This is a genomic window from Naasia sp. SYSU D00057 (assembly GCF_017916505.1).
Taxonomy (GTDB): domain Bacteria; phylum Actinomycetota; class Actinomycetes; order Actinomycetales; family Microbacteriaceae; genus Naasia.
On record NZ_JAFMSZ010000001.1, the window covers coordinates 866,999 to 891,068 of the forward strand.

Genomic DNA, 24,070 nt, shown 5'->3' on the forward strand with positions numbered 1-24,070 from the left:
AGGAATTCGGAGCGTACCGGCTGGGGCTGACTACACGACGCGCACGCTCCGACTCCACGCCGTCAGCGCCCTCCTGCCCGAGCCCCCGACGCCCGAGCTGCGCATCACCCCGTCGGTGACAGGGAATGCGCCGACCACCCTTCCAGTTGTTTACCTCTTGTGAACCTCTTCTCCTCCCTCGCCCTCGGCGATCTCCAGCTCAACAACCGCATCGTCATGGCCCCGCTCACGCGACTGCGCGCCGATGACGCAGGCGTACCGAACGAGCTGCTTGTGGAGCACTACGCCCAGCGGGCGGGGATCGGGATGATCGTCACAGAGGGCACCTGGCCGATCCAGGAGTCCCGCTCCTATCCGCGGCAGCCCGGCATCGAGACCGAGGCGCAGGTCGAGGGCTGGCGCCGGGTCGCCGACGCCGTCCACGAGGAGGGCGGCACGATCGTGATGCAGCTGATGCACGGCGGCCGCGTCTCGCACCCCGACATCACCGGCACTCCCCGCATCGTCGCTCCGAGCGCTCTCGCCGCCCCCGGCGAGACGCGGACGACCGCCGGCAAGGTCGACATGCCGGTCCCGCACGCCCTCACGCTCGACGAGGTGCGCGCCACCATCGACGTGTTCGTCCGCGGTGCCGAGAACGCGATCCGGGCGGGCCTCGACGGCGTCGAGGTGCACGGCGCGAACGGCTACCTCATCCACGAGTTCCTCTCCCCCGTCTCCAACGTCCGCGACGACGTGTACGGCGGCAGCCCCGAGAATCGCGCGCGATTCGCCATCGAGGTGACAACAGCGGTGGCGGACGCGATCGGCGCCGGCCGCACCGGCATCCGCCTCTCCCCCGAGCGCAACATCCAGGGCGTCCTCGAGGAGGACCCGGCGGATGTGCTCGCCACCTACACGGCGGTCGCGAAGGGCCTCGCGCCCCTGGGCCTCGCGTTCGTCGACGTGCTGCACCCCGAGCCCGCCGGCGACCTCGTGCAGACGATCCGCCGCCTGATCGGCGCCCCGCTGATCGCGAACACCGGCTTCGCCACCCCCACCACCCGGGAGGAGGCCCTCGCGATCGTCGCCGACGGACACGCCGACGCGGTCGGTGTCGGCCGGGCCGCCATCGCGAACCCCGATCTCGCGATCCGGTGGGAGCTCGAGACGGAGGAGAACGAGCTCGTCGGCGCGACCATCTACGGTCCCGACCACCGCGGCTACAACGACTACCCCAGCCTCGACGCGGCGCGCGCCGGACGCTGAACCGCTGCTGCGCGGCTGCCACAGATCGTGTGGCAGCCGCGCAGCGGGTCGTCAGCCGCTGATGTGCCGCCCGAGCAGCGAGAGGTCCGCCGGGCTGAGCCGGTCGGACGCCGTGTTGGCCTGGTGCCAGTGCGGGTACCGCAGCGGCTGAGCACTCACCCGGTCGAGGCGCTCCACCTGCTCGGCGCTCAGCACCACGTCCGCCGCCGCGAGGTTGTCCGCGAGCTGCTCCTCGGTCCGGGCTCCGGCGATCACCGACGTGACGCCCGGCTTGCCCAGTGTGTAGGCCAGAGCGACCTGCGCCGCGGAGACGCCCAGCTCCTCACCGACCGCGACCACCTCGTCGATCGTGTCGTAGAGCTTCACCTCGTCGTGGACGGGCGGCTCATCCCACCCCTCGAACCGGCGGGTGCCCTCGGGCGCGTCCTGACCCCTGCGGTACTTGCCGGAGAGCAGCCCTCCGGCGAGCGGGCTCCAGACGAGGACGCCGAGGCCCTGATCGAGCGTGAGCGGGATCAGCTCCGACTCCGCGTCCCGCGCCTGCAGCGAGTAGTAGATCTGCTGGCTGACGAACCTCTCCAGCCCCCGCCGGTCCGCGACCCAGAGCGCCTTCATCAGCTGCCACCCGGCGAGGTTCGACGCGCCGATGTACCGCACCTTGCCGGACGTGACGAGCGCGTCGAGTGCGGAGAGCGTCTCCTCGAGGGGCGTCTGCCCGTCCCACTCGTGCACCTGGTAGAGGTCGATGTAGTCGGTGCCCAGCCGGCGCAGGCTCGCCTCGGCGGCGCGGAGGATGTGGTGGCGGGAGAGCCCCGCGTCGTTCGGCCCGTCGCCCATCGGCATGCGCACCTTCGTCGCGAGGAGGACCTCGTCGCGGCTGCCGCCGAGTGCCTCGCCGACGATCTCCTCACACACGCCCTGCGAGTAGACGTCCGCGGTGTCGATGAGGTTCACTCCGGCGTCGCGCGCCATGCCGATCTGACGACGCGCGCCTTCGACGCCGATCTGCCCGACCGCGCTCGCCCATCCCTTGCCGCCGAACCCCATCGTCCCGAGAGTGATCGTCGAGACCCGCAGGCCGGAGCTGCCCAGCTGTCTGTATTCCATTCGACCAAGCTACTCACCCTGCTCACCCGGCAGCCGGCGGCGGCAGCGTCGTCGCCTTCCTGCTGATCGGGGCGCCCACGCTCTCGCAGATGGGTGCCGACTCGGATCATCAGGTGGTGCGCAGTGCCTCCGGGAGGGCTACGCTCTGACCTCGGAGAGCCGGGAAGCCTGGTCGGCCCGCGAGGAGTGCGCGGGCGACCGCTCGGGCACTGGTCCGAACCTGGAGATGATCGTGCTCACATCCGATCACCCCATCGTTGTGCGCGCCCTGCACAAGCACTACGGAGCGACTCCCGCCCTCGACGACCTGGACCTGACCGTTGGAGCAGGCGAGGTGCATGGCTTCCTCGGCCCCAATGGGGCAGGCAAGTCGACCACCATCCGCATCCTGCTCGGCCTCATCCGAGCCACCTCCGGATCCGTGCAGGTGCTCGGTCGCGACCCCTGGCCGGACCCGGTCGTCACCAATCGGGACATCGCGTATGTTCCCGGCGACGTCTCCCTGTGGCCGAATCTCACCGGCGGAGAGATCATCGATCTCCTGCTCAGCCTGCGCGGAGGAGGAGGTCCAGGTGAGCGCGCCCGCCTGATCGACGCGTTCGAACTCGACCCCCGCAGGAAGGCCAGAACCTACTCCAAAGGCAACCGGCAGAAGGTCGCCCTGGTGGCAGCTCTCGCCCGGCCCGCGCCCCTCTACATCCTCGACGAGCCCACGTCCGGCCTGGATCCCGTCATGGAGTCCGTCTTCCGCGCCGAAGTGCGCCGGATCCGAAACACCGGCGCTACCGTGCTGCTCTCCAGCCACATGCTGAGCGAGGTCGAGCAGCTTTGCGACAGGGTCACCGTCATCAGGGCCGGTCGGGTCGTCGAGACAGGCCGGCTGGACGATCTGCTCCGCAACGCCCCCACCGTCTTCCGCGTCATCGGTGTGCCGGCGGAGGCCGTCATCAGGGTGCCCGGCGTGACCGGCGTCCATTCGAGCGGCGACGGGATCGAGTTCGCGGCGGACAGCAGCGCCATCCCCGCCGTGCTGCACGCACTGCACTCCTTCAACCCCAGCTCCCTCACCGCCACCCCGCCGGCCCTGGAGACGCTCTTCCTGCGGCACTACGAGACGGCCCGGTCATGAGCGCCCACTCGATCCCGACGCTGCACCTGCGGCGGGAGCGCATCATCCTGCCGATCTGGCTCGCCGGCCTCACCCTCCTGCTGACCGCGGCCGGAGCGGCGATCTCGCGCGAGTTCGGCGACGAGCGGGAGCGCGCAGCTCTCGCCGCTGTCGCCGCCGGCAATCCCGCCTTCCTGTTCCTGAGAGGCCTTCCGGATGGAACCGGCGTGGGCGCGCTCGTCTTCTTCCAGACTTTCGCGTTCCTGGCCGTGCTCATCGGTCTCATGAACGCCTTCCTCATCGTTCGCCACACCCGAGCGGACGAGGAACGGGGACGCAGCGAGCTACTGCAGGCCACTCCGATCTCCCGGACGGCGCCGCTCACCTCCGCACTCACGGTCGCGCTGCTGGCAGACCTCGTCGCTGCGGCCGCCGTGACTGCCGCTGGGATGCTCCTCGGCTTCGCCGCCTGGCCGGCTCTCCTCTTCGGGCTCGCCCTCGGCTGCGTCGGACTCGCCTTCGCGGGACTCTCCGCAGTGGCCGCGGAGGTCATGCCGACCTCCCGGTCGGCGAACGGGCTGGCCGCGAGCCTCGTCGGAGTCGCCTACATCACCCGAGGGATCGGGGACGCCCTGGGAACCGCTGACTCGCTCGACTCGGTCAGCCCGTCCTGGATCTCCTTCCTCTCGCCGATCGGCTCGGCGCAGGCCGCGGCTCCCTTCTCGACCGCGACCCCTCTCCCCTTGCTCGTGCCCGCGCTCCTCGGCGCTGCAGGCGCAGCCGCCGCCGTGCTTCTCCGCCGTCGCCGGGACCTCGGCCAGAGCCTCCTCCCGGACCGGACCGGACGTGCACTCTGGTCGAACGCCGACGCCTGGCGCCTGGCGATCCGCTCCCAGCGAGGCGTCACGACCGGCTGGGCGATCGGCACGGCGGTCCTCGGCGGTCTCGCCGCGGCACTCGCACCGGTCGTCTTGGCCGCGGCACAGGCCAATGACGACCTCGCCGCTCTCATCCGGCGACTCGCTCCCGGCCTCGCGGTCGAGACCGCCGACCTCTTCACGGTGGCCTTGCTCGGCATCGCGGGAACCCTCGCCACCGCGTCAGGGGTGCAGGCCGTCATGAGGCTTCGCGCCGAGGAGAGCGAGGGCCGGGCGGAACTGCTGCTGCCGTCCCCGCTTCCCAGGAGTGCGTGGATGGGCATCCAGCTCGCCGTTGCCGCCGGCTCGGCGATCATCGTCGCGCTCGCTGCGGGCGTTGCTGCGGGTGTCGGGTCCGCGCTGGTGGAGGGCACGACGGAGCGTCTCCTCATCCCCCTTGCCGCCGTGCTCGTCCACCTTCCGGCGGGCGCGGTCTTCCTCGCGCTCACCGCGGCCGCGTTCGCATTCGTTCCGCGGCTGACGGTCGCACTCGGCTGGGGGCTTCTCGTCCTCGGCCTGGTGGTCGGTCAGCTCGGCGACCTCATCGGCCTGCCCTCATGGCTGCAAGCGGCGAGCCCGTTCCACCACGTGCCCGCCATCCCGATGGAAGCCCTCGACCCGGCGCCGCTCCTGATCTCTCTCGCGGCTGCCGCGCTGGTCGCAGGTGCAGCGGTCGTGCAGCTCGACAGAAGAGACCTGGTCTCGTGAGGCGATACCAGGGGCGCAGGACCTGTGCTCGAGCGGGGTGCGCACCGAGGTGAGCGGAGGGTCCGACGGCTCTGCACGAGCAGGGGTAGAGGCGCGACCCAGCCTCCCGCGTAGGCTGACGCCATGGTCTCCCCGGCGCCGCTGATTCCGCTGAACTCCGGGACGAGCATCCCCCAGGTCGGATTCGGCGTCTTCAAGATTCCGCCGGAGGAGACTCAGCGGGCCGTCGAGGACGCGCTCGAGGTCGGCTACCGGCACATCGACACGGCGACCGCCTACCGCAACGAGGCCGAGGTGGGTGCTGCCGTGCGCGCCTCGGGACTGCCGCGTGCCGAGGTCTTCGTCACGACGAAGCTCCGCAACGACGACCATGCGGCCGGCGACGTGGAGGGCGCGTTCGAGCGGAGCCTCCGGGCCCTCGACCTCGGCTACATCGACCTGTACCTCATCCACTGGCCGATGCCCCGCCGCGACCGCTACGTCGACACCTGGCGCGCGTTCGAGTCCCTGCGCGCGGACGGGCGAGCGAGGAGCGTCGGCGTGAGCAACTTCCACGTCGAGCACCTCGAACGCATCATCGCCGAGACCGGCGTGACTCCCGCCGTGAACCAGGTGGAGCTGCACCCCACCTTCCAGCAGCGCGATCTGCGAGCGTTCCATGCAGCGAACGGGATCCAGACCGAGGCGTGGGCACCGCTCGGTCAGGGGCGCTACGACATCTTCAGCCTGGCGCCGATGCAAGCGGCTGCCGCCGCTCACGCCGTGACGCCTGCGCAGGTCGTCCTGCGCTGGCACCTCCAGACGGGGATCATCGCGCTTCCGAAGTCCAGCTCCCGGGAGCGCATGCGCGAGAACCTCGACATCACCGGCTTCGAGCTGAGCGCGCACGAGATGGCGGCGATCGACGCCCTCGACGAGAACACGCGGCTCGCGGCCGACCCGAATGACTTCAACGACTGAGCGATGGAGCAGAGCACGCAGATGAAGGTCGTCGTCACCGGTTCCCGAGGCAAGGTCGGGCGCGCGACGGTACAGGCGCTCGTCGACGCCGGGCACGACGTGCTCGGCGTCGACCTGGTCCGCCCCGTCTTCGATGCCGGCGTCGTGGTGCCGGGCCGCTACCAGATGGCGGACCTCACCGATGCCGGGTCGGCCTTCGCCGTCGTCGCGGGCGCCGACGCGGTCGTGCACACGGCCGCGATCCCACAGCCGACCGGACACCCGCCGCACGTGGTCATGCAGACCAACCTGATGTCGACGTTCAATCTGGTCGAGGCCGCGGTGCACTTCGGGGTGCGGCGCTTCGTCAACGTGTCGAGCGAGAGCATCGTCGGGAACTTCTTCCCCGAGCGGCCGTTCCTGCCCGACTACGTCCCAGTGGACGAGCAGCACCCCCTGAAGCCCCAGGACCCCTACGCCCTGTCGAAGGCGTTCGGCGAGCAGCTGATGGATGCCGCCGTGCGACGGTCCGACCTGCGGACGATCACCATCCGCCCGTCCACCGTCCACAATCGCGACAACTACGAGTCGAACCTCGGGAAGCAGGTGCGCGACCCGTCGAACCTCTCGGCCAACTTCTGGAGCTACATCGACGCGGACGACCTGGCGGACGCGCTCGTCCTCGCCGCCGAGTCGGACCTCCCCGGTCATGAGGTGTTCTACATCGCCGCGCCCGACAACGCGGGCGGCCACGACTTCGCCGAGATTCTGCACCGGTACTACGGCGACCAGGTCGAGCTGCGTCCCCTCAGGCGCGTGGACTCCTCCGGCATCTCGACCGAGAAGGCGGAGCGGCTGCTCGGCTGGACCGCGAAGCGCTCCTGGCGCGACTACCTGGATGCCGACGGCCGCGCGCTGCCGCACTGAACGACGGTCCACGGCGGCAGCCCGTGCACGCCGCGGTGCCCGAACCGGAGATGCGCATCGACCCCCCGCCCTAGACTCGCGTTCGGAGGGAGCAGGCGAAATGGCAACGAGCAGCGACGTCGCGAAGCTGGCGGGAGTGTCGCAGAGCACCGTCTCCTACGTGATGAGCGGGACGAGGTCGATCTCGCCGGCGACCCGGGCGCGGGTCGAAGCGGCCATGGAGCAGCTCGATTACCACCCCAACGCCGGTGCGCGAGCACTGGCGGGCCGTCGGACCAACGTCATCGGGCTCGTCGCTCGCCTCCCGGGCAACACTGACGTCGCGGCGCTCCTCCCGTTCATCGACACGATCTCCAGCTACTCGCGCGAACGCGACTACGACGTCGTACTGGTCACGGAGGACGAGGGACCCGCCGGTCTCGAACGCCTCGCCGGGCGCGCGATCGTCGATGCGATCGTCCTGATGGACATCCGGCGCGACGACCCTCGCGTCGCCACCGCTCGCAGACTGCAGATCCCGGTCGTGCTCATCGGCGTTCCCGACGATCCGCATGAGCTCGACTGCGTCGACTTCGACGTGCGACTGGCGGGACGCCTCGCCGTCGAGGAGCTCGTCTCGACGGGACACCGGCGCATCCTGCTCATCGGAGAGACCCCGGAGGTGCGGGCCGAGAACTTCGGCTTCATCGCCCAGTTCACCTCGAGTGCCCACGAGGCGGCGCAACAGGGTGGCGTCCGATGGCAGTTGTACGAGCCCGACGCCGAAGGGTGGGCCGGGTTCTCCGGCTTCGACTCCCTCATCGACAGCATGCGCGACGACCGCGTCGGCATCGTCGCCCGGACCCCGCAGGCCCTCGACATCACCATGCAGATGCTGACCTCACGCGGCGTCGTGCCCGGGGTGGACGTCTCGCTCGTCGGCCTGTGCACCGACGACGCGGCGGCCGGTTTCCGCTTCCCGGTGACCAACGTCTCCCCCGAGCCGCGCGAGGTGTCCCGGTTGGCCATGGAGACGCTCTTCGAGCGACTGGACGACAGCGACGCCGCTCGTGAGGTGCGCCTGATCAGGCCTCGGCTGACACGCCGGACCACCACCGTTCTGCATCGGTCCTGATCGGTCCTTGCACGTCGGCGCATCGTCGCCTAGCCTGTCGATGCGCATCGAATCGATGCGCATCGACAACGCCGCCGCTGTGGACGGCACGGAAGGAAGTCCGATGTCTCAACGACGAGCCGGGATGCGAACGGCGGCCGCGGTCGTCACCCTCGCCACCGCCTCCCTCTCGCTTGCCGGGTGTGCCTCGGCCGCATCCGGTGACGCGGGCAGCGGCACCAAGGTCACCATCGCCTCCTGGTACGAGGACAACGTGATCGGCACCTCGATCGACGCAGCGAATGCCGCCCTCGAGTCGGACGACATCACGCTCGAGTACACCCAGATCCCGCTCGACCAGTACAACACGTGGCTGAGCACGCAGCTCGCCTCCGGCGAAGGCCCCGACATCATCATGGACGGCGCGAGCTTCCCCGCGCGCGTCGCGGCCGGGAATCTCGTCGATATCAGCGACGAGACCGTGGTGACGAATTTCACCGAGGAGGGCCTCGCGCTGGCCACCGACGCCGACGGCAACGTCTACGGCGTGCCGTCCTACGGCTGGTTCTCGGGCGTCTTCTACAACAAGGACCTGTTCGAGCAGGCCGGCGTCGAGGTGCCGACGACGTTCGACGAGTTCCTCGACGCGTCCGACAAGCTGAAGGCCGCCGACATCACGCCGCTCGCCGCAGGCCTCGCGGACAGCGACAAGGCGATCCACTCGCTCATGGGCTATCTGGAGAATGCGTACTACCGCAACGGTGAGGGCAGCCCGGAGGTCGACACCGACTTCGCCTACGGCGAGGCCACTCTCGACGGCAACTGGAACGACCCGCTCGAGGAGTGGAGCAAGCTCATCGACCACGGGGTGCTCACCCCGGAGATGGTGGGCGTCCCACTCTCGCAGTCGCTCGCCGAGTTCACCGACGGCAAGGCCGCGATGTACATCAGCGGGGCGTGGGACTACCAGGCGATCAAGGACGCCGGTCTCGACTTCGGGATGTTCTCCCACGTCGGCAACGCCGCGGACAACCAGTGGCTGCTCGGCGGACCGGCCGCGAGCATGGGTGTGAACGTCGACAGCAAGAACCCGGACGCCGCGATGAAGGCGCTGGAGGCGCTCGCCTCGGAGGATGCCATGCAGGCGATCGTCGACGCCAACCCCGGCGCGTTCAGCTACTACAACGGCGTCGAAGGGGACTTCCCCGCCGAGTACGAGCTCGTCGCTCCCCTCCTCGCCGAGGGTCACGTCGCGGTGGGCTGGGACCGCTGGGGCGTGAACATGCCGGCACAGACGATGCTCGACACCCTCACCAAGGGACTGCAGAGCGTCATCAGCGGTCAGCAGAGCACTGACGACCTGATCAAGCAGCTCGACGACCAGGCCGACTCGATCCGGTACTAGATCGCGAGGGGCGTGCGCCCATCCCGATGGACGCGCGCCCCTCACTCGAAGAAGAGGACCGACCATGCCGCACGCTCCCGCAGAACAGCTGCGCCCACCGCCCCCGACCACCGCCCCCTCCCCCAGGTCCGGCCCGTCGCTCGCTGCTGGAAAGAAGCGCAGGCCGGGCGCGGCCCGGGCGCAAGTCCGCCGCAACCTCCCCTACGTCCTGATGGTGCTCCCCGCGCTGATCATCTTCGGGATCTTCTTCATCATCCCCGTGATCCGCACGGCACTGCTCAGCCTGACGGATCAGAGCAACCACAGCCGCGAGACGAGCTTCATCGGTCTCGAGAACTACGCCGAGGCGCTGACCAACCCCCAGATCGTCGCCGGGATCCAGCACTCGCTGATCTATGCGATCGCCGTCGTCGTGCTGCAGAACCTGCTTGCGCTCCCCGTGGCGCTGCTCCTTCACTCGAAGATCCCGTTCCGGGGCGCCTTCCGCACCATCTTCTTCGGGCCGGCGGTCCTCAGCGTGCTCGTCGTGGGCTATCTCTGGAGCTACGTCTTCTCGTCCAACGACTATGGCCTCCTCAACACGGTGCTGCGCGGCGTCGGCCTGGCGAACGTCAACTGGCTGGGCGATCCGAATCTGGCCCTCGGGTCGATCATCGCCACGCAGGTGTGGCAGTGGTTCGGCTATCAGATGGTGATCTATCTCGCCGCCCTGCAGACCATCAACCCCGACCTCTACGAGGCGGCCGCGCTCGACGGAGCGGGACGGTGGAAGTCCTTCTGCTCCGTCACCCTTCCCGGGCTGATTCCGGCGTTCCAGATCACCGTTGTCACGGGTCTGATCTCCGGACTGAAGGTCTTCGACATCGTGATCTCGATGACCAACGGCGGCCCCGGCTACGCGACCGAGACGGTCCTCACCCTGATGTACCGCAAGTTCTCCGAGGGCAACTACGGCCTTGCCGCGTCCTTCGGAATCCTCTTCCTTCTGGTCAGCCTGCTGATCGGCAGCCTGCTGCTGCGGGTGTTCCGCCGACTCGAGACGAGGTTCTCATGACGACCACCGCTCAGCGGCTGCCCTCCATCCGCCGCACGCGCCGCCGCACCTCGACCCTGGCGCTGATCTGCCTGATCGCCCTCGCCATCCTGGTGCTCATCCCGATCTACTACCTGATCGTCACGACGCTCAAGTCGACGACCGAGGCGGCCTCGAACCCCATGGGTCTGCCGTCGACGCTCGATCTCTCGGTGTACGTGGACGCCTTCAACCGGATGGAGTACCCCCGGGCGTTCCTCAACACGTTCCTCATCACGCTCGGATCGGTGGCAGGCGTCGTGGCCCTCGGTTCCATGGCCGGGTACGCGCTCCATCGCAAGGCGAAGAGCCGACTCGCCTCGATCGCGTTCCTCGTCCTGCTGTCCGGGCTGATGTTCCCGTACCAGATGTCGATCCTCGGGCTCTACGAGGTGGTCAAGGGTCTCGGCCTGATGAACAGCCTGCTCGCGGTGATCCTCATCAACATCGCGGTCAACCTGCCGTTCGCGACACTCCTCTTCTACTCCTTCACCGCCACCATCCCCCGGGAGCTGGAGGAGGCCGCGGGCATCGACGGGGCTGGGGTCTTCCGGACCTTCCTGACGATCGTGTTCCCCCTGCTGCGGCCGGCGGTGGTCACCGTCGCGATCCTCAACACCCTGAGCGCCTGGAACGACTTCATGGGGCCCCTGTACTTCCTGCATTCGCGAGACAAGCAGGTCATCCTTCAGGAGGTGTACCGCAACATCGGCCAGTTCTCGATCGACTGGGCATCGCTCTTCCCGATGATGGTGCTCGGCGTCCTCCCGCTCGTCGTCTTCTACCTCATCCTGCAGCGCTACGTCATCGGCGGCGTCGCCGGGTCCATCAAGGGCTGACCCGGCCCGCTCAACCAGAAAGCACCATTCCATGACGCTCGTCTCTCCACGCTCCACCCTGCTCACTTTCCCGCTCGGAAGCGGATCCGTCAGCATCGATCAAGACACAGGGAGCCCCGTCCAGTTCACCGACGACCGTGCACCGGAGCGCACCTTCCTCCTCGACGAATCCGTGCCCTGGCACTCCGTCGAGCACTCGTGGGGATCCGGCCACCTGATCGGCGACGGCTGGGCGGCGCGGTGGAACGCGCCCTCGGAGCTCGTCGTCGACGAACACGGGCTCCGAGCGACGCACCGGCTGTCGGAGCGCATCGAGGTGACGGTCGAGCGCCACGGCGGCGACGTCTTCCGGGAGGTCTACCGCTTCCGCAACATCTCCCGGGAACCGGTTCGGCTCACCAGCATCGGCATCCAGACGCCTTTCGCCGACCTCTACCAGAACGCAGAGGACGCCCTGAGTCGCCGCGTGCATGCCCATCTCTTCACCGGCGGCACCTGGGCCTGGGCGCTCGCCCAACCCATGGCGGGCGACGGGCGCCTGCTCGGACTGATCGTCCGCGAGGGCGCCGTGCACGGGTACTCCGTCGAGACCCGCAACGCGAACTCCATCTCCAATGCTCGCGGCCACATCGTGCTGCAGGTGACCGACGCCGCCCGCAACGCCGGTGCGTTCGGAGGGCAGCCGGTGCTCGAGCTCGCGCCCGACGGGGACTACACCCTCGCCTGGGAGCTGAGCTGGTACGACGACGTCGACGAGTTCCTCGCGGCGACCTCCGCCCCCGCTCGCTTCTCCGCCTACGCCGTGCCGCTCGGAGAACACATCGACGTGCTCACCGCGCAGGCCGTGGCCGCCGAGAAGGAGGTGACGATCGCCCCCATCGCCGGCGGCGTTCGCCTCACCGCACACACCCCGGGCTCGTACCGGGTTTCGATCGGCGCGGACGCGAGAACCGAGGTCCTCTTCCACGCCGACCTCGAGACCACCGTCACGGCCCGCTCCTCCTACGTCCTGGCCCATCAGCGGACCACCGAGCGCCAGGGACTGCTCGCCAACGCCATCGTGCCGGTCGACACCTCCACGCGGCTGACCCAGGCGACCAACGGCTGGTCGGATTGGACGGACGGCTCCGAGCGCATCGGAGTCGCGCTGATGCTCCACTACGCGCTCGCGCGCGGCTGGGTCGCCCCTGAGGTCGACGACTTCCTCGAAGGCTGGAGCCAGTTCGCCCGCGTCCACCTTTTGGACGGCAGCGCGGCACCGAGGCGCGGGTCCCAGGACCACAGCGGTACGAGACTGTACGACTCCCCGTGGCTCGCGCGGTTCTTCGTCGAGCGCTTCCGCTGGAGGCGCAACCCGGATGACCTCGAATTGGCGGCCCGCATCCTCGAACGCGCCCTCGAGCTCGGCATCGGCAGGTTCCTCGCCATCGGCTACTCGGAGGCCTGCGTGGCGGTCGCCGATCGACTGGCCGAGGACGGACAGACGACTCGCGCCCAGCAGCTCCGGAACGAGCTCGTCCGGAGCGCCCGCTACTTCATCGCCATGGGCACCGCGCTGCCGGCCCACGAGGTCGCCTACGAGCAGGCGATGGTCGGGCCGCTCGTAAGCCTCCTGATCGACGCGCATCGGATCAGCGGCGACCCCGACCTCCTACCGGAGATCAGCACCCGGCTGCGCTGGCTCCTGGCGTTCGGCGGTCCTCAGCCGCACGCCCGACTCCAGGGCGTCGCAATCCGGCACTGGGACGGCTACTGGTTCGGCCGCCGCCGCCAGTGGGGCGACGTGTTCCCGCACTACTGGAGCGTGCTCACCTCCACCGTCCTCGCACGCCTCCCCGACCCGCTCCGCACTGCCGAGACCGAGGCCCTCGCGGGCACCATCCTGCGCGCGAACATGAGCAACTACTTCCCCGACGGCTCGGCCACCTGCGCATTCGTGTTCCCCACGGCCGTCGACGGGGAGGCCGCCCATGTGGCGGACCCTCTGGCCAACGACCAGGACTGGCATCTGGCGATCTGGATGGACCTCGACGCACAGGACGCTGCGCCGAGTTGATCGAGGGGGTGCGGAGTGCCAGCCGGGTGACCTGCTCGGTTGGGAGCCGGCGGAGCGTGCCGGCGAACGGGTCGGCTCCGCGGAGACAACCGCCTGATCTTCTGCACGCCAGTCCCGCGGGCGTGCCCGGCGATGATCGGCTTGGGCACTCGGGGAGCTCCGCAAGGAGAGTCGAGTGGACCGCTCACCCCCTGCGCATGTTGAAGGCGCGTTCGACCGGGTCGGTGCAGTTCCGAGCAGCAGCCACGAGGAGTCGGCGTGGCGAGTTCTCGGGATCCGCGGTCGCCGAGGAGGCGCCTAGTTCCGAGGCACTGAAGCGAGGTCGATCGCCGGGGCGCCTGCCGGCACGAGCCGGGTGAGCTGAGTGACGTGCCGGGGCTCGAGCTCCCCGAGTGCCGACACACCGAGAAGCTTCATGGTGCGCTCGATCTCACTGCGCAGGATCTCGATCGCGCGGTCCACGCCCTGACGTCCACCGGCCATCAGCCCGTAGAGGTACGCCCGTCCGATGAGGGTGAACTTCGCACCGAGCGCGACGGAGGCGACGATGTCGGCGCCGTTCATGATGCCGGTGTCGACCATGATGGTTGCGTCCTTCCCGACCTCGCGCACGACGTGCGGCAGCAGGCGGAACGGGATCGGGGCGCGATCCAGCTGGCGGCCGCCGTGGTTGGACAGGATGATCCCGTCGACGCCCGAGTCGACCAGTCGCTTGGAGTCCTCGACATTCTGGACGCCCTTGATGACGATCTTCCCGGGCCAGATGCTGCGGATCACCGCGAGGTCGTCGTAGCTGATGGTGGGGTCCATCGCGGCGTTGAGCAGGTCCCCGACGGTGCCGCCGGTGTCCGACAGCGAGGCGAACTCGAGCTTGGGGGTGGTCAGGAAGTCGTACCACCACCACGGCCGGGGGATGGCATTCACGATGGTGCCGACGGTCAGCTGCGGCGGAATGGAGAACCCGTTGCGCTTGTCGCGCAGACGCGCACCGGCAACGGGGGTGTCGACGGTGAACATCAGCGTGTCGAATCCGGCCTCGCCGGCCCGGCGAGCGAGTTCATAGGAGATCTCGCGCTGGCGCATGACGTACAGCTGGAACCAGTTCCGGCCGTGCGGGTTCGCCGCCTTGACCGTCTCGATCGACGAGGTGCCGAGCGTCGACAGGGTGAACGGGATGCCGGCGGCCGCAGCCGCCGATGCACCGGCGGTCTCCCCCTCGGTCTGCATCAATCGGGTGAAGCCGGTCGGGGCGATCCCGAACGGCAGGGCGGACGGGCCGCCGAGGATGTCGCACGACATGTCGACGTTCTCCGCCGGGCGCAGCACGTCCGGATGGAACTCGATGTCCTCGAACGCCTGGCGCGCCCGCGCCAGGGACAGCTCCCCCTCGGCGCCGCCGTCGGTGTAGTCGAACGCGGCCTTCGGCGTGCGTCGCTTCGCTATCGCGCGAAGATCGCCGATCGTCAGCGCCGACTCCAGCCGGCGCTTCCGGCCGTTCAACTCCGGCTTCTTGAACTTCATGAGTTCCAGGAGCTCGACAGGGTTGGGCAGCTGGCGCTGAACCATCGTTGGTCGTCCTATCCGGTCGCGGTGTGAGCGAGTATTGGTGGCCTGGTGGCGGAGTGAACCCTATCGGGCGCGAGGCTGATCGATCGGCGTCGCAGCCTGAATCGATTCACCGTTCCCGACCAACAATAGACGCACCGCCCCCGAGAACACATCGCCTGCGCAGGGGAACTTGCAGGACAAACGGTCGCGTTTCCTCCAGAGATCGACGGCGCAGAACCCCAGCTCAGCGCCGAGTGGGGACGCGCCGGTAGCCGTCGCGGAGCAGTTGCACCGCCGTGCCGGCGAGCGCGGCCAGGGCCAGCAGCCCCAGCGTCATCATGCCGATTGCCATGTCGGATCCTCCCTTCGCGGCTCGCCGGCGGGAACCCACGCCGGAACTACGGGGCGGAGGGAGAAGAAGGGGATGGTGATCTGGCAGAGCGGGCCGATGAGCAGGGCGAAGGCGAGGGTGCCGATCCCGGCGTTGCCTCCGAGGAGCCAGCCGAGCGCCACGACGGTTCCCTCGACGGCGGTTCGCGCTCCCCAGATCGGCCAGCCGAGCCGTCTCGAGATGCCCAGCATCAGTCCGTCACGCGGGCCCGCACCGAACTGAGCGCCCACGTAGAGTCCGGTCGCGACGGCGAGGAGCAGCAGCCCCAGGACGAACAGGCCGATCCTCGCCAGGAGGGGCTCAGGCGTGGGCACCAGCCAGAGCACGACCTGCGCCGCCGCACCTACCAGGAGCACGTTGAGCAGGGTGCCGATGCCGGGTCGCTGACGGAGCGGGATCCAGAGCAGCAGCACGAGCGCACCGATCCCGATGGTGACCAGGCCGAACAGCAGGCCCGTCCGCAGCGAAACACCCTGACCGAGCACGTCCCAGGGCGTCACGCCGATGCCGGCCTGGATGATCAGCCCGTCGGCGAGACCGTAGAGCACGAGCCCGGAGAGCAGGCGGGTCCAGCGGGCAAGGAGCAGTCGATCGATCACCAAGTGATCCAATCGCGCAATTGGACTTATAGAACAGGTCCAATCCGCATAGAGTGGCGCCATGACACGAGCGATCGGTGCGGCACAGCTGGCGGAGCTGCTGAGCGACTGGCGTTCGGCTCCCGGCGCGGGCTACCGCACCCTGGCCGATCGCGTGCGGCTGCTCGCCATCGACGGGCGCCTGCCCGCCGGCAGCCGCCTCCCCGGCGAACGGGAGCTGGCCGATCGTCTCGGCGCCAGCCGGAACACCATCGCCGCGGCGCTCGACGAGCTGCGGGCGGCGGGCTACGTGAAGACGGTGCGCGGATCGGGCAGCGTCATCGGCATCCCGGGCGGCACCATCCAGTCCCCCGGCTCGACCGACGGCATGCTCGACTTCGCGACCGCCTCCTCCCCCGCCGTCCCCGGCTTCCAGGCCGCCGCCGAGCGGGCGCTGCTGCGGCTGCCTTCCGCTCTCGGCGGTTCCGGGTACGAGTTCGTCGGCATCCCGGCCCTCCGCGAGGCGCTGGCCGCGCGGTACACCGCCCGCGGGGTGCCGACCTCGCCGTCGCAACTGCTCATCACCTCCGGCGCGCAGCCGGCCATCGCCCTGGTCGCGCGCACCCTGCTGTCCCGCGGGGACCGCGCGATCGTGGAGACTCCGGGATATCCGCACGCCTATGAGGCCCTCCGCGCGGCGGGGGCGCGGCTGCTGCCGATCGCGGTCGACTCCGACACCGGCTGGAACCTCGACGAGACGGAGCAGCTGCTCCGGCGGGCCGCCCCCTCGCTCGCCTACGTCATGCCGGACTTCCACAATCCGACCGGCCGCTCGATGACCGAAGCCGAGCGTCGACGTCTCGTCCGCGCCGCCGAGGATGCCGGAACCCTCCTGCTCGTGGATGAGACGACCGGCGAGCTTGACATCGATCGCGGGCCCATGGTGCCCCCGGCGGCCTTCGCGTCCCGCCGCTCGAGCGTCGTGACGATCGGGTCGGCGAGCAAGACCATGTGGGGCGGCCTCCGCGTCGGCTGGATCCGAGCAGGCGAGGAGCACATCGCGTCCTTCGCCGCTGCGCGCCCGGCCGGGGACCTGGGGACCGCGGTCTTCGATCAGCTCGTCGTGACGGAGCTGCTCGCCGAGTTCGACCAGGTGCTCGAGCATCGGCGGCGGGAGCATGGTGCCGCCCGCGACGCCCTGCGCGCCCGGCTCGCGGAGCGCCTGCCGCAGTGGCACGTCCCCGAGATCGCCGGCGGCCTCTCCGCCTGGGTGCGGTTCGACGCCCCGGTCAGCTCACAGCTCGCGATCGGGGCACGATCACGCAGTCTGCGGATCGCCGCCGGCCCCTGGTTCGGGCTGGACGGAGCGTTCGAGCGGTTCCTCCGCATCCCCTTCTCGTCGGGCCCCGAGGCCAGCGTCCGGGCGGTCGACATCCTCGCGTCCGTCTGGGCGGAGGTCGCCGACGCCCCGCGCACGATGGATCCTCCGCTGGCCGCCGTGGTCTGAGGAGGGACGACCGACGGTCCCTATGGGCGGCGAAAGGCCCTGGTGGTCGCCGCGACGGTCATGAACCCTTGCGGGGAGCCACAGGCGTTCCCGCTCGGGAGGAGACGGCGATGCTGACCCTGCATCAGATCGATGAGATCGATGGCCCGCGCGAGCAGGTGTGGGACACCTTCGCCATCCCGGAGAACGAGTTCCAGTGGGACCCGAAGGGCCCGATCTGGATGGAGAAGCTGACCGATGGCCCGCTCGCTGAGGGAACGCGCTACCGCGGGAAGTGGCACATGCTCGGCAAGCTGGAGTGGGTGTACGGGGAGTTCGAGCGGCCCCGCATCGTGGTGCATGACGGCATGGCGGCAGGCATGCGAATGGTGCACACGCTGACTTTCGAGGACGGGGCCCACGGCGGAACCCGGTTCGTTCAGCGCGCGGACGTGACGCTGCCGTCGTGGATGAAGCCGCTGACCCCTGCGCTCCGCCCGGTGCTGCAACGTCGGCTCAGGCACATCGGCAGCAGTCTCAAGAGCTATGTGGAGGGTCAGCGCGCTGCCGATGAGGGCGCTGTCGCGGGCTGACAGCCACTCGGCCGACGAGCGGGGCCGGTGCTCCTGCTCGCCGACCAGGACCGGACGTGCTGGGACAAGCGCGCGGTTCTGGAGGGGCTCGCGGTGACGCCCGGGGCGCGGGCCTCCGGCCCACCGGGGCGGTTCACCCTGCAGGCGGCGATCGTCGGCGTGCCTACCCCTACCGTCGCCCGAGGGCTCGGAGGTGCCGTGCTGGTCCGTCTCGCGGTGGCGCGCCCAGGCCATCGGACACGACACGGACACGATAGGGAGTCCTGAGATCGGCACCTTGCAGCGGTGCCGGATGACCCAGGCTCCTCCGAGTAGGGCGGACGGGACTTGAACCCGTGACCGATGGATTATGAGTCCACTGCTCTGACCAGCTGAGCTACCGCCCCGTGACGCACCTCACCTTAGCCGCCGCCCGGAACGGCGGCGGCCAAGGCGGGCGTCACCCGGCGAGGCGGAGCCAGACCGTCGTGTCGGCGGGCACCAGGCGCGGCGAGCCGACGCCGGACGCGAGCGCGACCGTCGCGTCGGCGAAGCGGTCGCCGAGCTCGACGTCCTCGCGGGTCGTGTTCGCGACGACGGCGACCGAGCCGTTGCGGAAGCCGAGCACGCCCTCCGGCAGGTCGGGCAGCCACTCCAACTCTCCCCCGCCGAGTCCGAGCTCACGGCGCTGGACGAGCGCCGCGCGATACAGTTCGAGCGTCGAGCCGTCCCGGCCGGACTGCTGGTCGACCGCGTAATCCCCGTAGTAGTCGGGCTGCGGAAGCCAGGTCGTGTCGGTGTCGCCGAAGCCGAACGCGCGGGCGTCCTTCTCCCACGGCATCGGGATGCGGCAGCCGTCGCGGCCGCGCACGGTGTGGCCGGAGCGCTCCCACGTCGGGTCCTCGCGGAACTCGTCCGGCAGCTCGGTGTGCTCGGGCAGGCCGAGCTCCTCGCCCTGGTAGAGGTAGGCGGCGCCCGGCAGGCCGAGCATGAGGAGCGTCGCGGCGCGGGCCCGCCGGAGGCCGAGCTCGCGGTCCGGCTGCGGGTCGTCCGCGCCGATGCCGTCCTGCAGCTCGAGGTCCGCGTCGAAGCCGAAGCGGCTCGCGTGGCGGATCACGTCGTGGTTCGAGAGCACCCACGTGGTCGGGGCACCGACCGCGCCGTTCGCCGCGAGGGAGGTGTCGATCGTGGCGCGCAGGTCCTCGGCGCGCCACTTCGTCTCCAGGTAGGCGAAGTTGAACGCCTGGTGCATCTCGCCGGGGCGGGTGATGCGGGCGATGCGGTCCGGCATGAGCCAGGCCTCGGCGCAGAGGATGCGCTCGCCCTCGTACGAGTCGAGGACGCCGCGCCAGCGTCGGAAGATCTCGTGGATGCCCTCCTGGTCCCACATGGGCGGGAACTTGCCGTCGATCGGGCGGACGACGCCGAGGTTGAGGTGCGGCCAGCTCGGCAGGCCGGGCGCCTTGACGAGCGCGTCGCAGACGTCGACGCGGAAGCCGTCGACCCCGCGGTCGAGCCAGAAGCGGAGGGTGGCGTCGAAGTCGTCGCGGACGGCCGGGTTGTCCCAATTCCAGTCCGGCTGGGACGGGTCGAAGAGGTGCAGGTACCACTGGCCCTGCGTGCCGTCCGGCTCGGTCACGCGGGTCCAGGCGGGGCCATGGAACATGCTCTGCCAGTCGTTCGGCGGCAGGGAGCCATCGGCACCCGTGCCGTCGCGGAAGATGAACTTCTCCCGCTCCGGGCTGCCCGGGCCGGCGGCGAGGGCGGCCTTGAAGTCGGCGTGGTCCCAGGAGCAGTGGTTCGGGACGAGGTCGACGATCACCCGGAGGTTCAGCTCGTGGGCCCGGGCGACGAGCGCCTCCGCGTCCGCGAGCGTGCCGAAGCGGGGGTCGACGTCGCGGTAGTCGGCGACGTCGTACCCGCCGTCCTTCTGCGGCGACGGGTAGAACGGGGACAGCCACAGCGCGTCGACGCCGAGCGAGGCGAGGTGCTCGAGCCGGCTCGTGATGCCCGGGAGGTCGCCCTCACCGTCGCCGTTCGCATCCGCGAAGGAGCGCGGGTACACCTGGTAGATGACGGCGTCGCGCCACCACTCGGTCGGGGTCGCGCCGGTCGCAGCTGCGTTCATCGGTCGCCTTCCTTCGCGGCATCGCCGCCGTAGAGGTCGAGCCGGCGGTCCCCGAGGGCGTCCGCGTGCTCGGTGAGGGTCTTGTCCCGCGACACGGTGAGATCGACGGGCACGGTGAGGAGCCCGGCGTCGGTGCGCTGCGCGACCACGTTGCCGTACTGGTCGATGACCGCGCTCCCCTGGTTCCACTCCTGGCCGCGCTCGCGTCCGGCGCGATCGCAGACGGCGATCGCCACCTTGTTGACGCGGGCGTTCGCCATGCCGATCATCACCTCGGGGAACAGGTCGCCCGTGACCTTGGGCACGCGCGGCCAGTTGGTGGGGACGGCGACGAGGTCGGCGCCCTCGACGGCGAGGTGCCGCACCATCTCGGGGAACTCGAGGTCATAGCAGACGAGCACGCCGACCCGGCCGGCCTCGGTGTCGACGACGGGCGGAAGCTCGTCGCCCGGGGTGAAGAACAGCTTCTCCCGGTTCCAGAGGTGCGTCTTCCGGTAGACGGCGCGCACACCGGATGCGTCGAGCACGGCGGCGCTGTTGAAGAGCCGCCCGTCCTCGGCGAGCTCGGCGAAGCCGACGACGGCGACCGCGGTCGTGCCGGCGAGGAGCTCCGCCCACTCGGCGAGGAGCGGCGAATCCGCCGGGAGGGCCGCCGCCCGCACCTCGTCGACGCTCTCGAACATGTAGCCGGAGGTCGCGAGCTCGGGCAGCACGATCACGTTCGCGCCGGCGGCCGCCGCGTCCGCGATCGCACGGGCGACCCGGCGGCGGTTCTCGTCGTTGCGACCGACCCAGGGCGCGATCTGCTGCAGGGCGACGACCGCGGTGGACGCGGGGGCGGTCACTTGACCGCCCCGTCGACGACGCCGGAGATGAGCCGGCGCTGCAGCAGCACGTAGAAGAGGATGATCGGCGCCGCGACGAGCACGGCGGCCGCAGCGGTGACGGCCGGATCCGTCGCGCGGGCAGCGCCCGAGAAGAACGACAGCGACAACGGCGCCGTCTGCACCGCCTCGTTCTGCGGCAGCAGCACGAGGGCGAGCAGGAACTCGTTCCAGGTGAAGAGGAACACCAGCGTCGCCATCGTGCCGATCGCGGGCCGCGCGAGCGGCGCGATGATGCTGCCGAGCACCTGGCGGCGCGAGGCGCCGTCGAGGTAGGCCGCCTCGACGAGCGACATCGGCAGGGTGCCGAGGAAGGAGTTCATCCAGAACACGCCGAGCGGCACCGAGAGGCCCACCTGCGGCAGGATCAGCGCCCAGTACGTGTCGATGAGCCCGAAGCCGGACAGCATCTCGTACAGCGGGTACACCGTCACCTCGTACGGAAGCACGAGGCCGACGAGCAGCAGGCCGAGGATGATCTTCGCGCCGGGCACGCGGAGGAACGTGAACGCGAACGCGGCGAGCGTCGCGACCACCGAGGTGAGCACGACGACGCTGACCGCGACGACGGTGCTCGACAGCAGCGCCGACGCGAAGCTCCCCCGCGTCCACGCCTGAGCGAAGTTGGCGAGGGTCCATCCGTCGGCGCCGCCGAGGGCACGCACCACGATCGTGGCGAGCGGGTAGACGGCGATCAGCGACGCGAGCACGAGCACGGCGTGGCTGAGGACGGAATCACGACGCGCGACGCGCACGGCGGCCTCCCTTCGAGTCGCGCTCCCGGCCGAGGAGCAGCACGACGCCGACGACCGCGAGGGTGACGACGGTGAGCGCGATGGCGAGCGCGGAGGCGAGGCCGATGTCGCGGCTCTGGAACGCGAACTGGTAGACGAACACGCTCGGCACCGTCGTCGACGTGCCCGGCCCACCGCGGGTGGTGTTCCAGACGATGTCGAAGTTCCGCAGCGCGAACGTGACGGTGAGGATCATCGCGACGACGATCTGCGGCCGCAGCGACGGGACGGTGAGCGAGAAGAACTCGCGGACGGCGCCGGCGCCGTCGAGGCGGGCCGCCTCGTACATCTCCCGGTCGATCGCCGCGATGCCGGCCAGGAAGAGCACCATGCAGAGGCCGTACTCGATCCACGTGCCGACGAGGCCGACGGACGGGAGCGCACTGTCGAAGTCGCCGATCCAGGCGCGGGCGAGATCGCCGAGCCCGATGGCGCGGAGGAACTCGTTGATCGGCCCGTCGATGTCGTAGATGCCTCGCCAGGCGACGGCGACCACGACGGTCGACAGGATCTGCGGCAGGAACAGCAGCGCGCGGAACGCGGTGAGGCCGTAGATGCGGATGCGGGACATGAGGCCCGCGAGCAGCAGCCCGAGCATGACCGGGAGCACCGAGTAGAAGAGGAGGAACACGAAGGAGTGCCCGAGGGCCTCGAGCAGCCGGCCGTCGCTGAGGACGGCGGCGTAGTTGTCGAGCCCGACCCAGCTGGCGACGCTCAGGCCGTTGTAGTCGTAGAACGAGATCTGGATCGACTGCAGGATCGGCACGACGACGAAGACGCCGTAGAACACGAGGGCGGGGGCGAGGTAGGCGTAGCCGATCCAGTCGCGGCGCGCTCGGCGCTTCGGCGGAACCGGCGCGGCGGGCCGGAGCGGGGTGACCCGCTCCGACCCGCTCAGCCGGACGTCGGTCGTCATCCGGCGTACGTGCCTTCCCAATCGGCCTGCACCGTGTCGGCGAACTCCTCCGCGGTGGTCCGGCCGGCCATCAGCTCCTGCAGCGCGCCGCCCATGACCGAGAACATGTCGGTCGTGGTCCAGTCGTAGTAGCCGACCTGGCCGCCGGCCGCGATGGTCGCGTCGGCGACGGCGAGGGTCTCGCTCTCCAGCTCGCCGTCGCCGGTCACGCCCTCGAGCAGGACGGGGAGGCGGCCGGTGTCGACGATCTCCTGCGCGGTCTCCGGCGTGCGGAGCATGTCGAGGAAGGCGATCGCAGCCGGGCTCGCGTCCGAGTTCGCCGAGATGTGCCACGGGGAGGCGATGGCGCCGACGCCGCCGTCCGGCAGCGCGGACATGCCGAAGCCGGGGGCGGGCGCGTCGGTCAGCTTGGCGCCGTTCCAGGAGCCGCCGACGAAGAACACGCCCTCGCCGCCGGCGAAGCGCGCGATCGCGTCCTCGTTGCCGATGCCGTCGTAGCCCTCGCCGAAGAAGCCCTGCTGGGCCCAGTCTGCGATGCGCTCGGCGGCCGCGAGGTTGCCCTCGGTGGCGAAGGTGGCGTCCTCCTCGCCGAACACCCAGTCGCGGATGTCCTGCGGGTCCTGCTCGGCGGCGGCGATGTCGGAGTAGACGTGCATGGCCGCGTACTGGTCGGCGTTGCCGAGCATGATCGGCTGCTCGCCGGCGGCGGCCGCGACCGGCAGCGCCGCCTCGAGCTCGTCGATCGACTGCGGCACCTCGATGCCGAGCGCCTGGAGCTTCGCCTTGTTGTAGTAGATGCCCTGCACCTCGGTGATGACGGACATGCCATAGAGGGTGCCGCTGCCGAAGCGGGTGCCGTCCTCGTTCCAGCGCGCCGGAGCGAGGGTCTCGGCGGCCGCGTCGGAATCCCAGCCGTAGACCTCGGCCACGTCGTCGAGCGGACGCACGAGCCCGGCCTCGACGAGCGCGCCGTCGACCGCGTAGCCGATGTTGCCCTGGAACACGTCCGGGGCGTCCTTGCTGTTCGCGGCGTTGACGACGGTGGCGATGAGGTCGTTGAAGCTCTTGTACTGCATGTCCACCGTGACGTTCGGGTACTCCTCCTCGAACCGCGGGATGAACTGCTCCATCAGCCCCTGCTCGGCGACATCCGCCCAGCCGGTGAGGGTGATGTCGCCGAGCTCGGCGACCTGCTCGGGCGTGACCTCGGCGGTGATCTCCTCGGTCTCGGCACCGCCGGCCGAGTTGGAGCCGGGCGCGCAGGCGGTGAGGCCGACGGCGAGGGCTGCGACGCCGGCGGCGAGCAGCACGCGGTGCGGGCGCCGCGATCGGAAGGCGTTGGACGTCATGGAGT

At 70.0% G+C, this 24,070-nt stretch carries 20 protein-coding genes and 1 tRNA gene; 12 read left to right on the forward strand and 9 right to left on the reverse strand.

Annotated features, from left to right (window positions below; genetic code table 11):
- Positions 1 to 159 precede the first annotated feature (159 nt).
- Positions 160 to 1,248 (forward strand): alkene reductase, encoded by a 1,089-nt coding sequence (locus J3P36_RS04085; RefSeq protein WP_210505963.1) that lies wholly within the window; start codon positions 160 to 162, stop codon positions 1,246 to 1,248.
- A 51-nt stretch (positions 1,249 to 1,299) separates the two neighbouring features.
- Here the strand turns inward: J3P36_RS04085 and J3P36_RS04090 are convergent, their stop codons facing one another.
- Positions 1,300 to 2,355 carry an aldo/keto reductase gene (locus J3P36_RS04090; protein WP_210505964.1) on the reverse strand — a complete coding sequence of 352 codons (1,056 nt, stop codon included), beginning with the start codon at positions 2,353 to 2,355 and terminating at the stop codon, positions 1,300 to 1,302.
- A gap of 226 nt (positions 2,356 to 2,581) precedes the next feature.
- On the opposite strand from J3P36_RS04090, the gene J3P36_RS04095 reads away from it, so the two are divergent.
- From J3P36_RS04095 to J3P36_RS04135, 9 genes are all read left to right on the forward strand, one after another.
- Positions 2,582 to 3,484, forward strand: coding sequence for an ABC transporter ATP-binding protein (locus J3P36_RS04095; protein WP_210505965.1), 903 nt, complete (start codon positions 2,582 to 2,584; stop codon positions 3,482 to 3,484).
- The gene (locus J3P36_RS04100) at positions 3,481 to 5,088 is read left to right on the forward strand and encodes a polyketide antibiotic transporter (RefSeq protein ID WP_210505966.1); all 1,608 of its coding nucleotides are present in this window, start codon (positions 3,481 to 3,483) and stop codon (positions 5,086 to 5,088) included. The genes J3P36_RS04095 and J3P36_RS04100 overlap by 4 nt, the downstream gene beginning before the upstream one ends.
- Positions 5,089 to 5,211: 123 nt before the next feature.
- The gene (locus J3P36_RS04105; protein ID WP_210505967.1) at positions 5,212 to 6,048 is read left to right on the forward strand and encodes an aldo/keto reductase; all 837 of its coding nucleotides are present in this window, start codon (positions 5,212 to 5,214) and stop codon (positions 6,046 to 6,048) included.
- Between the two features lie 3 nt (positions 6,049 to 6,051).
- The gene (locus J3P36_RS04110) at positions 6,052 to 6,954 is read left to right on the forward strand and encodes an NAD(P)-dependent oxidoreductase (RefSeq protein WP_246854132.1); all 903 of its coding nucleotides are present in this window, start codon (positions 6,052 to 6,054) and stop codon (positions 6,952 to 6,954) included.
- 100 nt (positions 6,955 to 7,054) lie between these two features.
- The gene (locus J3P36_RS04115; RefSeq protein WP_210505968.1) at positions 7,055 to 8,068 is read left to right on the forward strand and encodes a LacI family DNA-binding transcriptional regulator; all 1,014 of its coding nucleotides are present in this window, start codon (positions 7,055 to 7,057) and stop codon (positions 8,066 to 8,068) included.
- Between the two features lie 103 nt (positions 8,069 to 8,171).
- Complete coding sequence (locus tag J3P36_RS04120) at positions 8,172 to 9,452, forward strand: ABC transporter substrate-binding protein (RefSeq protein WP_210505969.1); 1,281 nt, start codon at positions 8,172 to 8,174, stop codon at positions 9,450 to 9,452.
- Between the two features lie 211 nt (positions 9,453 to 9,663).
- The gene (locus J3P36_RS04125) at positions 9,664 to 10,506 is read left to right on the forward strand and encodes a carbohydrate ABC transporter permease (protein WP_210505970.1); all 843 of its coding nucleotides are present in this window, start codon (positions 9,664 to 9,666) and stop codon (positions 10,504 to 10,506) included.
- Positions 10,503 to 11,363: a carbohydrate ABC transporter permease gene (locus J3P36_RS04130; protein ID WP_210505971.1), complete on the forward strand. Its 861-nt coding sequence runs from the start codon at positions 10,503 to 10,505 to the stop codon at positions 11,361 to 11,363. Before J3P36_RS04125 ends, J3P36_RS04130 begins: the two co-directional genes overlap by 4 nt.
- A gap of 31 nt (positions 11,364 to 11,394) precedes the next feature.
- The gene (locus J3P36_RS04135; protein ID WP_210505972.1) at positions 11,395 to 13,419 is read left to right on the forward strand and encodes a hypothetical protein; all 2,025 of its coding nucleotides are present in this window, start codon (positions 11,395 to 11,397) and stop codon (positions 13,417 to 13,419) included.
- A 297-nt stretch (positions 13,420 to 13,716) separates the two neighbouring features.
- On the opposite strand, the gene J3P36_RS04140 is transcribed toward J3P36_RS04135, so the two are convergent.
- Complete coding sequence (locus J3P36_RS04140) at positions 13,717 to 14,985, reverse strand: alpha-hydroxy acid oxidase (RefSeq protein ID WP_210505973.1); 1,269 nt, start codon at positions 14,983 to 14,985, stop codon at positions 13,717 to 13,719.
- 318 nt (positions 14,986 to 15,303) lie between these two features.
- Positions 15,304 to 15,957 carry a YitT family protein gene (locus J3P36_RS04145; RefSeq protein WP_210505974.1) on the reverse strand — a complete coding sequence of 218 codons (654 nt, stop codon included), beginning with the start codon at positions 15,955 to 15,957 and terminating at the stop codon, positions 15,304 to 15,306.
- A 61-nt stretch (positions 15,958 to 16,018) separates the two neighbouring features.
- On the opposite strand from J3P36_RS04145, the gene J3P36_RS04150 reads away from it, so the two are divergent.
- Entirely contained in the window at positions 16,019 to 17,443 is a 1,425-nt protein-coding gene (locus J3P36_RS04150) for a PLP-dependent aminotransferase family protein (protein WP_210505975.1), read from the forward strand.
- Between the two features lie 110 nt (positions 17,444 to 17,553).
- Positions 17,554 to 18,015, forward strand: a complete 462-nt coding sequence (locus J3P36_RS04155) for an SRPBCC family protein (RefSeq protein WP_210505976.1) — start codon at positions 17,554 to 17,556, stop codon at positions 18,013 to 18,015.
- A 312-nt stretch (positions 18,016 to 18,327) separates the two neighbouring features.
- On the opposite strand, the gene J3P36_RS04160 is transcribed toward J3P36_RS04155, so the two are convergent.
- From J3P36_RS04160 to J3P36_RS04185, 6 genes are all read right to left on the reverse strand, one after another.
- A tRNA-Ile gene (locus tag J3P36_RS04160) sits at positions 18,328 to 18,401 on the reverse strand.
- Between the two features lie 53 nt (positions 18,402 to 18,454).
- A complete protein-coding gene (locus tag J3P36_RS04165; protein ID WP_210505977.1) occupies positions 18,455 to 20,122 on the reverse strand; it encodes a glycoside hydrolase family 13 protein in 1,668 nt (555 codons plus the stop codon).
- Positions 20,119 to 20,967: a nitrilase-related carbon-nitrogen hydrolase gene (locus J3P36_RS04170; protein ID WP_210505978.1), complete on the reverse strand. Its 849-nt coding sequence runs from the start codon at positions 20,965 to 20,967 to the stop codon at positions 20,119 to 20,121. The genes J3P36_RS04165 and J3P36_RS04170 overlap by 4 nt, the downstream gene beginning before the upstream one ends.
- Positions 20,964 to 21,761 (reverse strand): carbohydrate ABC transporter permease, encoded by a 798-nt coding sequence (locus J3P36_RS16205; RefSeq protein WP_210505979.1) that lies wholly within the window; start codon positions 21,759 to 21,761, stop codon positions 20,964 to 20,966. The genes J3P36_RS04170 and J3P36_RS16205 overlap by 4 nt, the downstream gene beginning before the upstream one ends.
- Positions 21,742 to 22,716 carry a carbohydrate ABC transporter permease gene (locus tag J3P36_RS04180; protein ID WP_246854133.1) on the reverse strand — a complete coding sequence of 325 codons (975 nt, stop codon included), beginning with the start codon at positions 22,714 to 22,716 and terminating at the stop codon, positions 21,742 to 21,744. The genes J3P36_RS16205 and J3P36_RS04180 overlap by 20 nt, the downstream gene beginning before the upstream one ends.
- Complete coding sequence (locus J3P36_RS04185; RefSeq protein ID WP_210505980.1) at positions 22,713 to 24,065, reverse strand: ABC transporter substrate-binding protein; 1,353 nt, start codon at positions 24,063 to 24,065, stop codon at positions 22,713 to 22,715. Before J3P36_RS04185 ends, J3P36_RS04180 begins: the two co-directional genes overlap by 4 nt.
- Positions 24,066 to 24,070 lie beyond the last annotated feature (5 nt).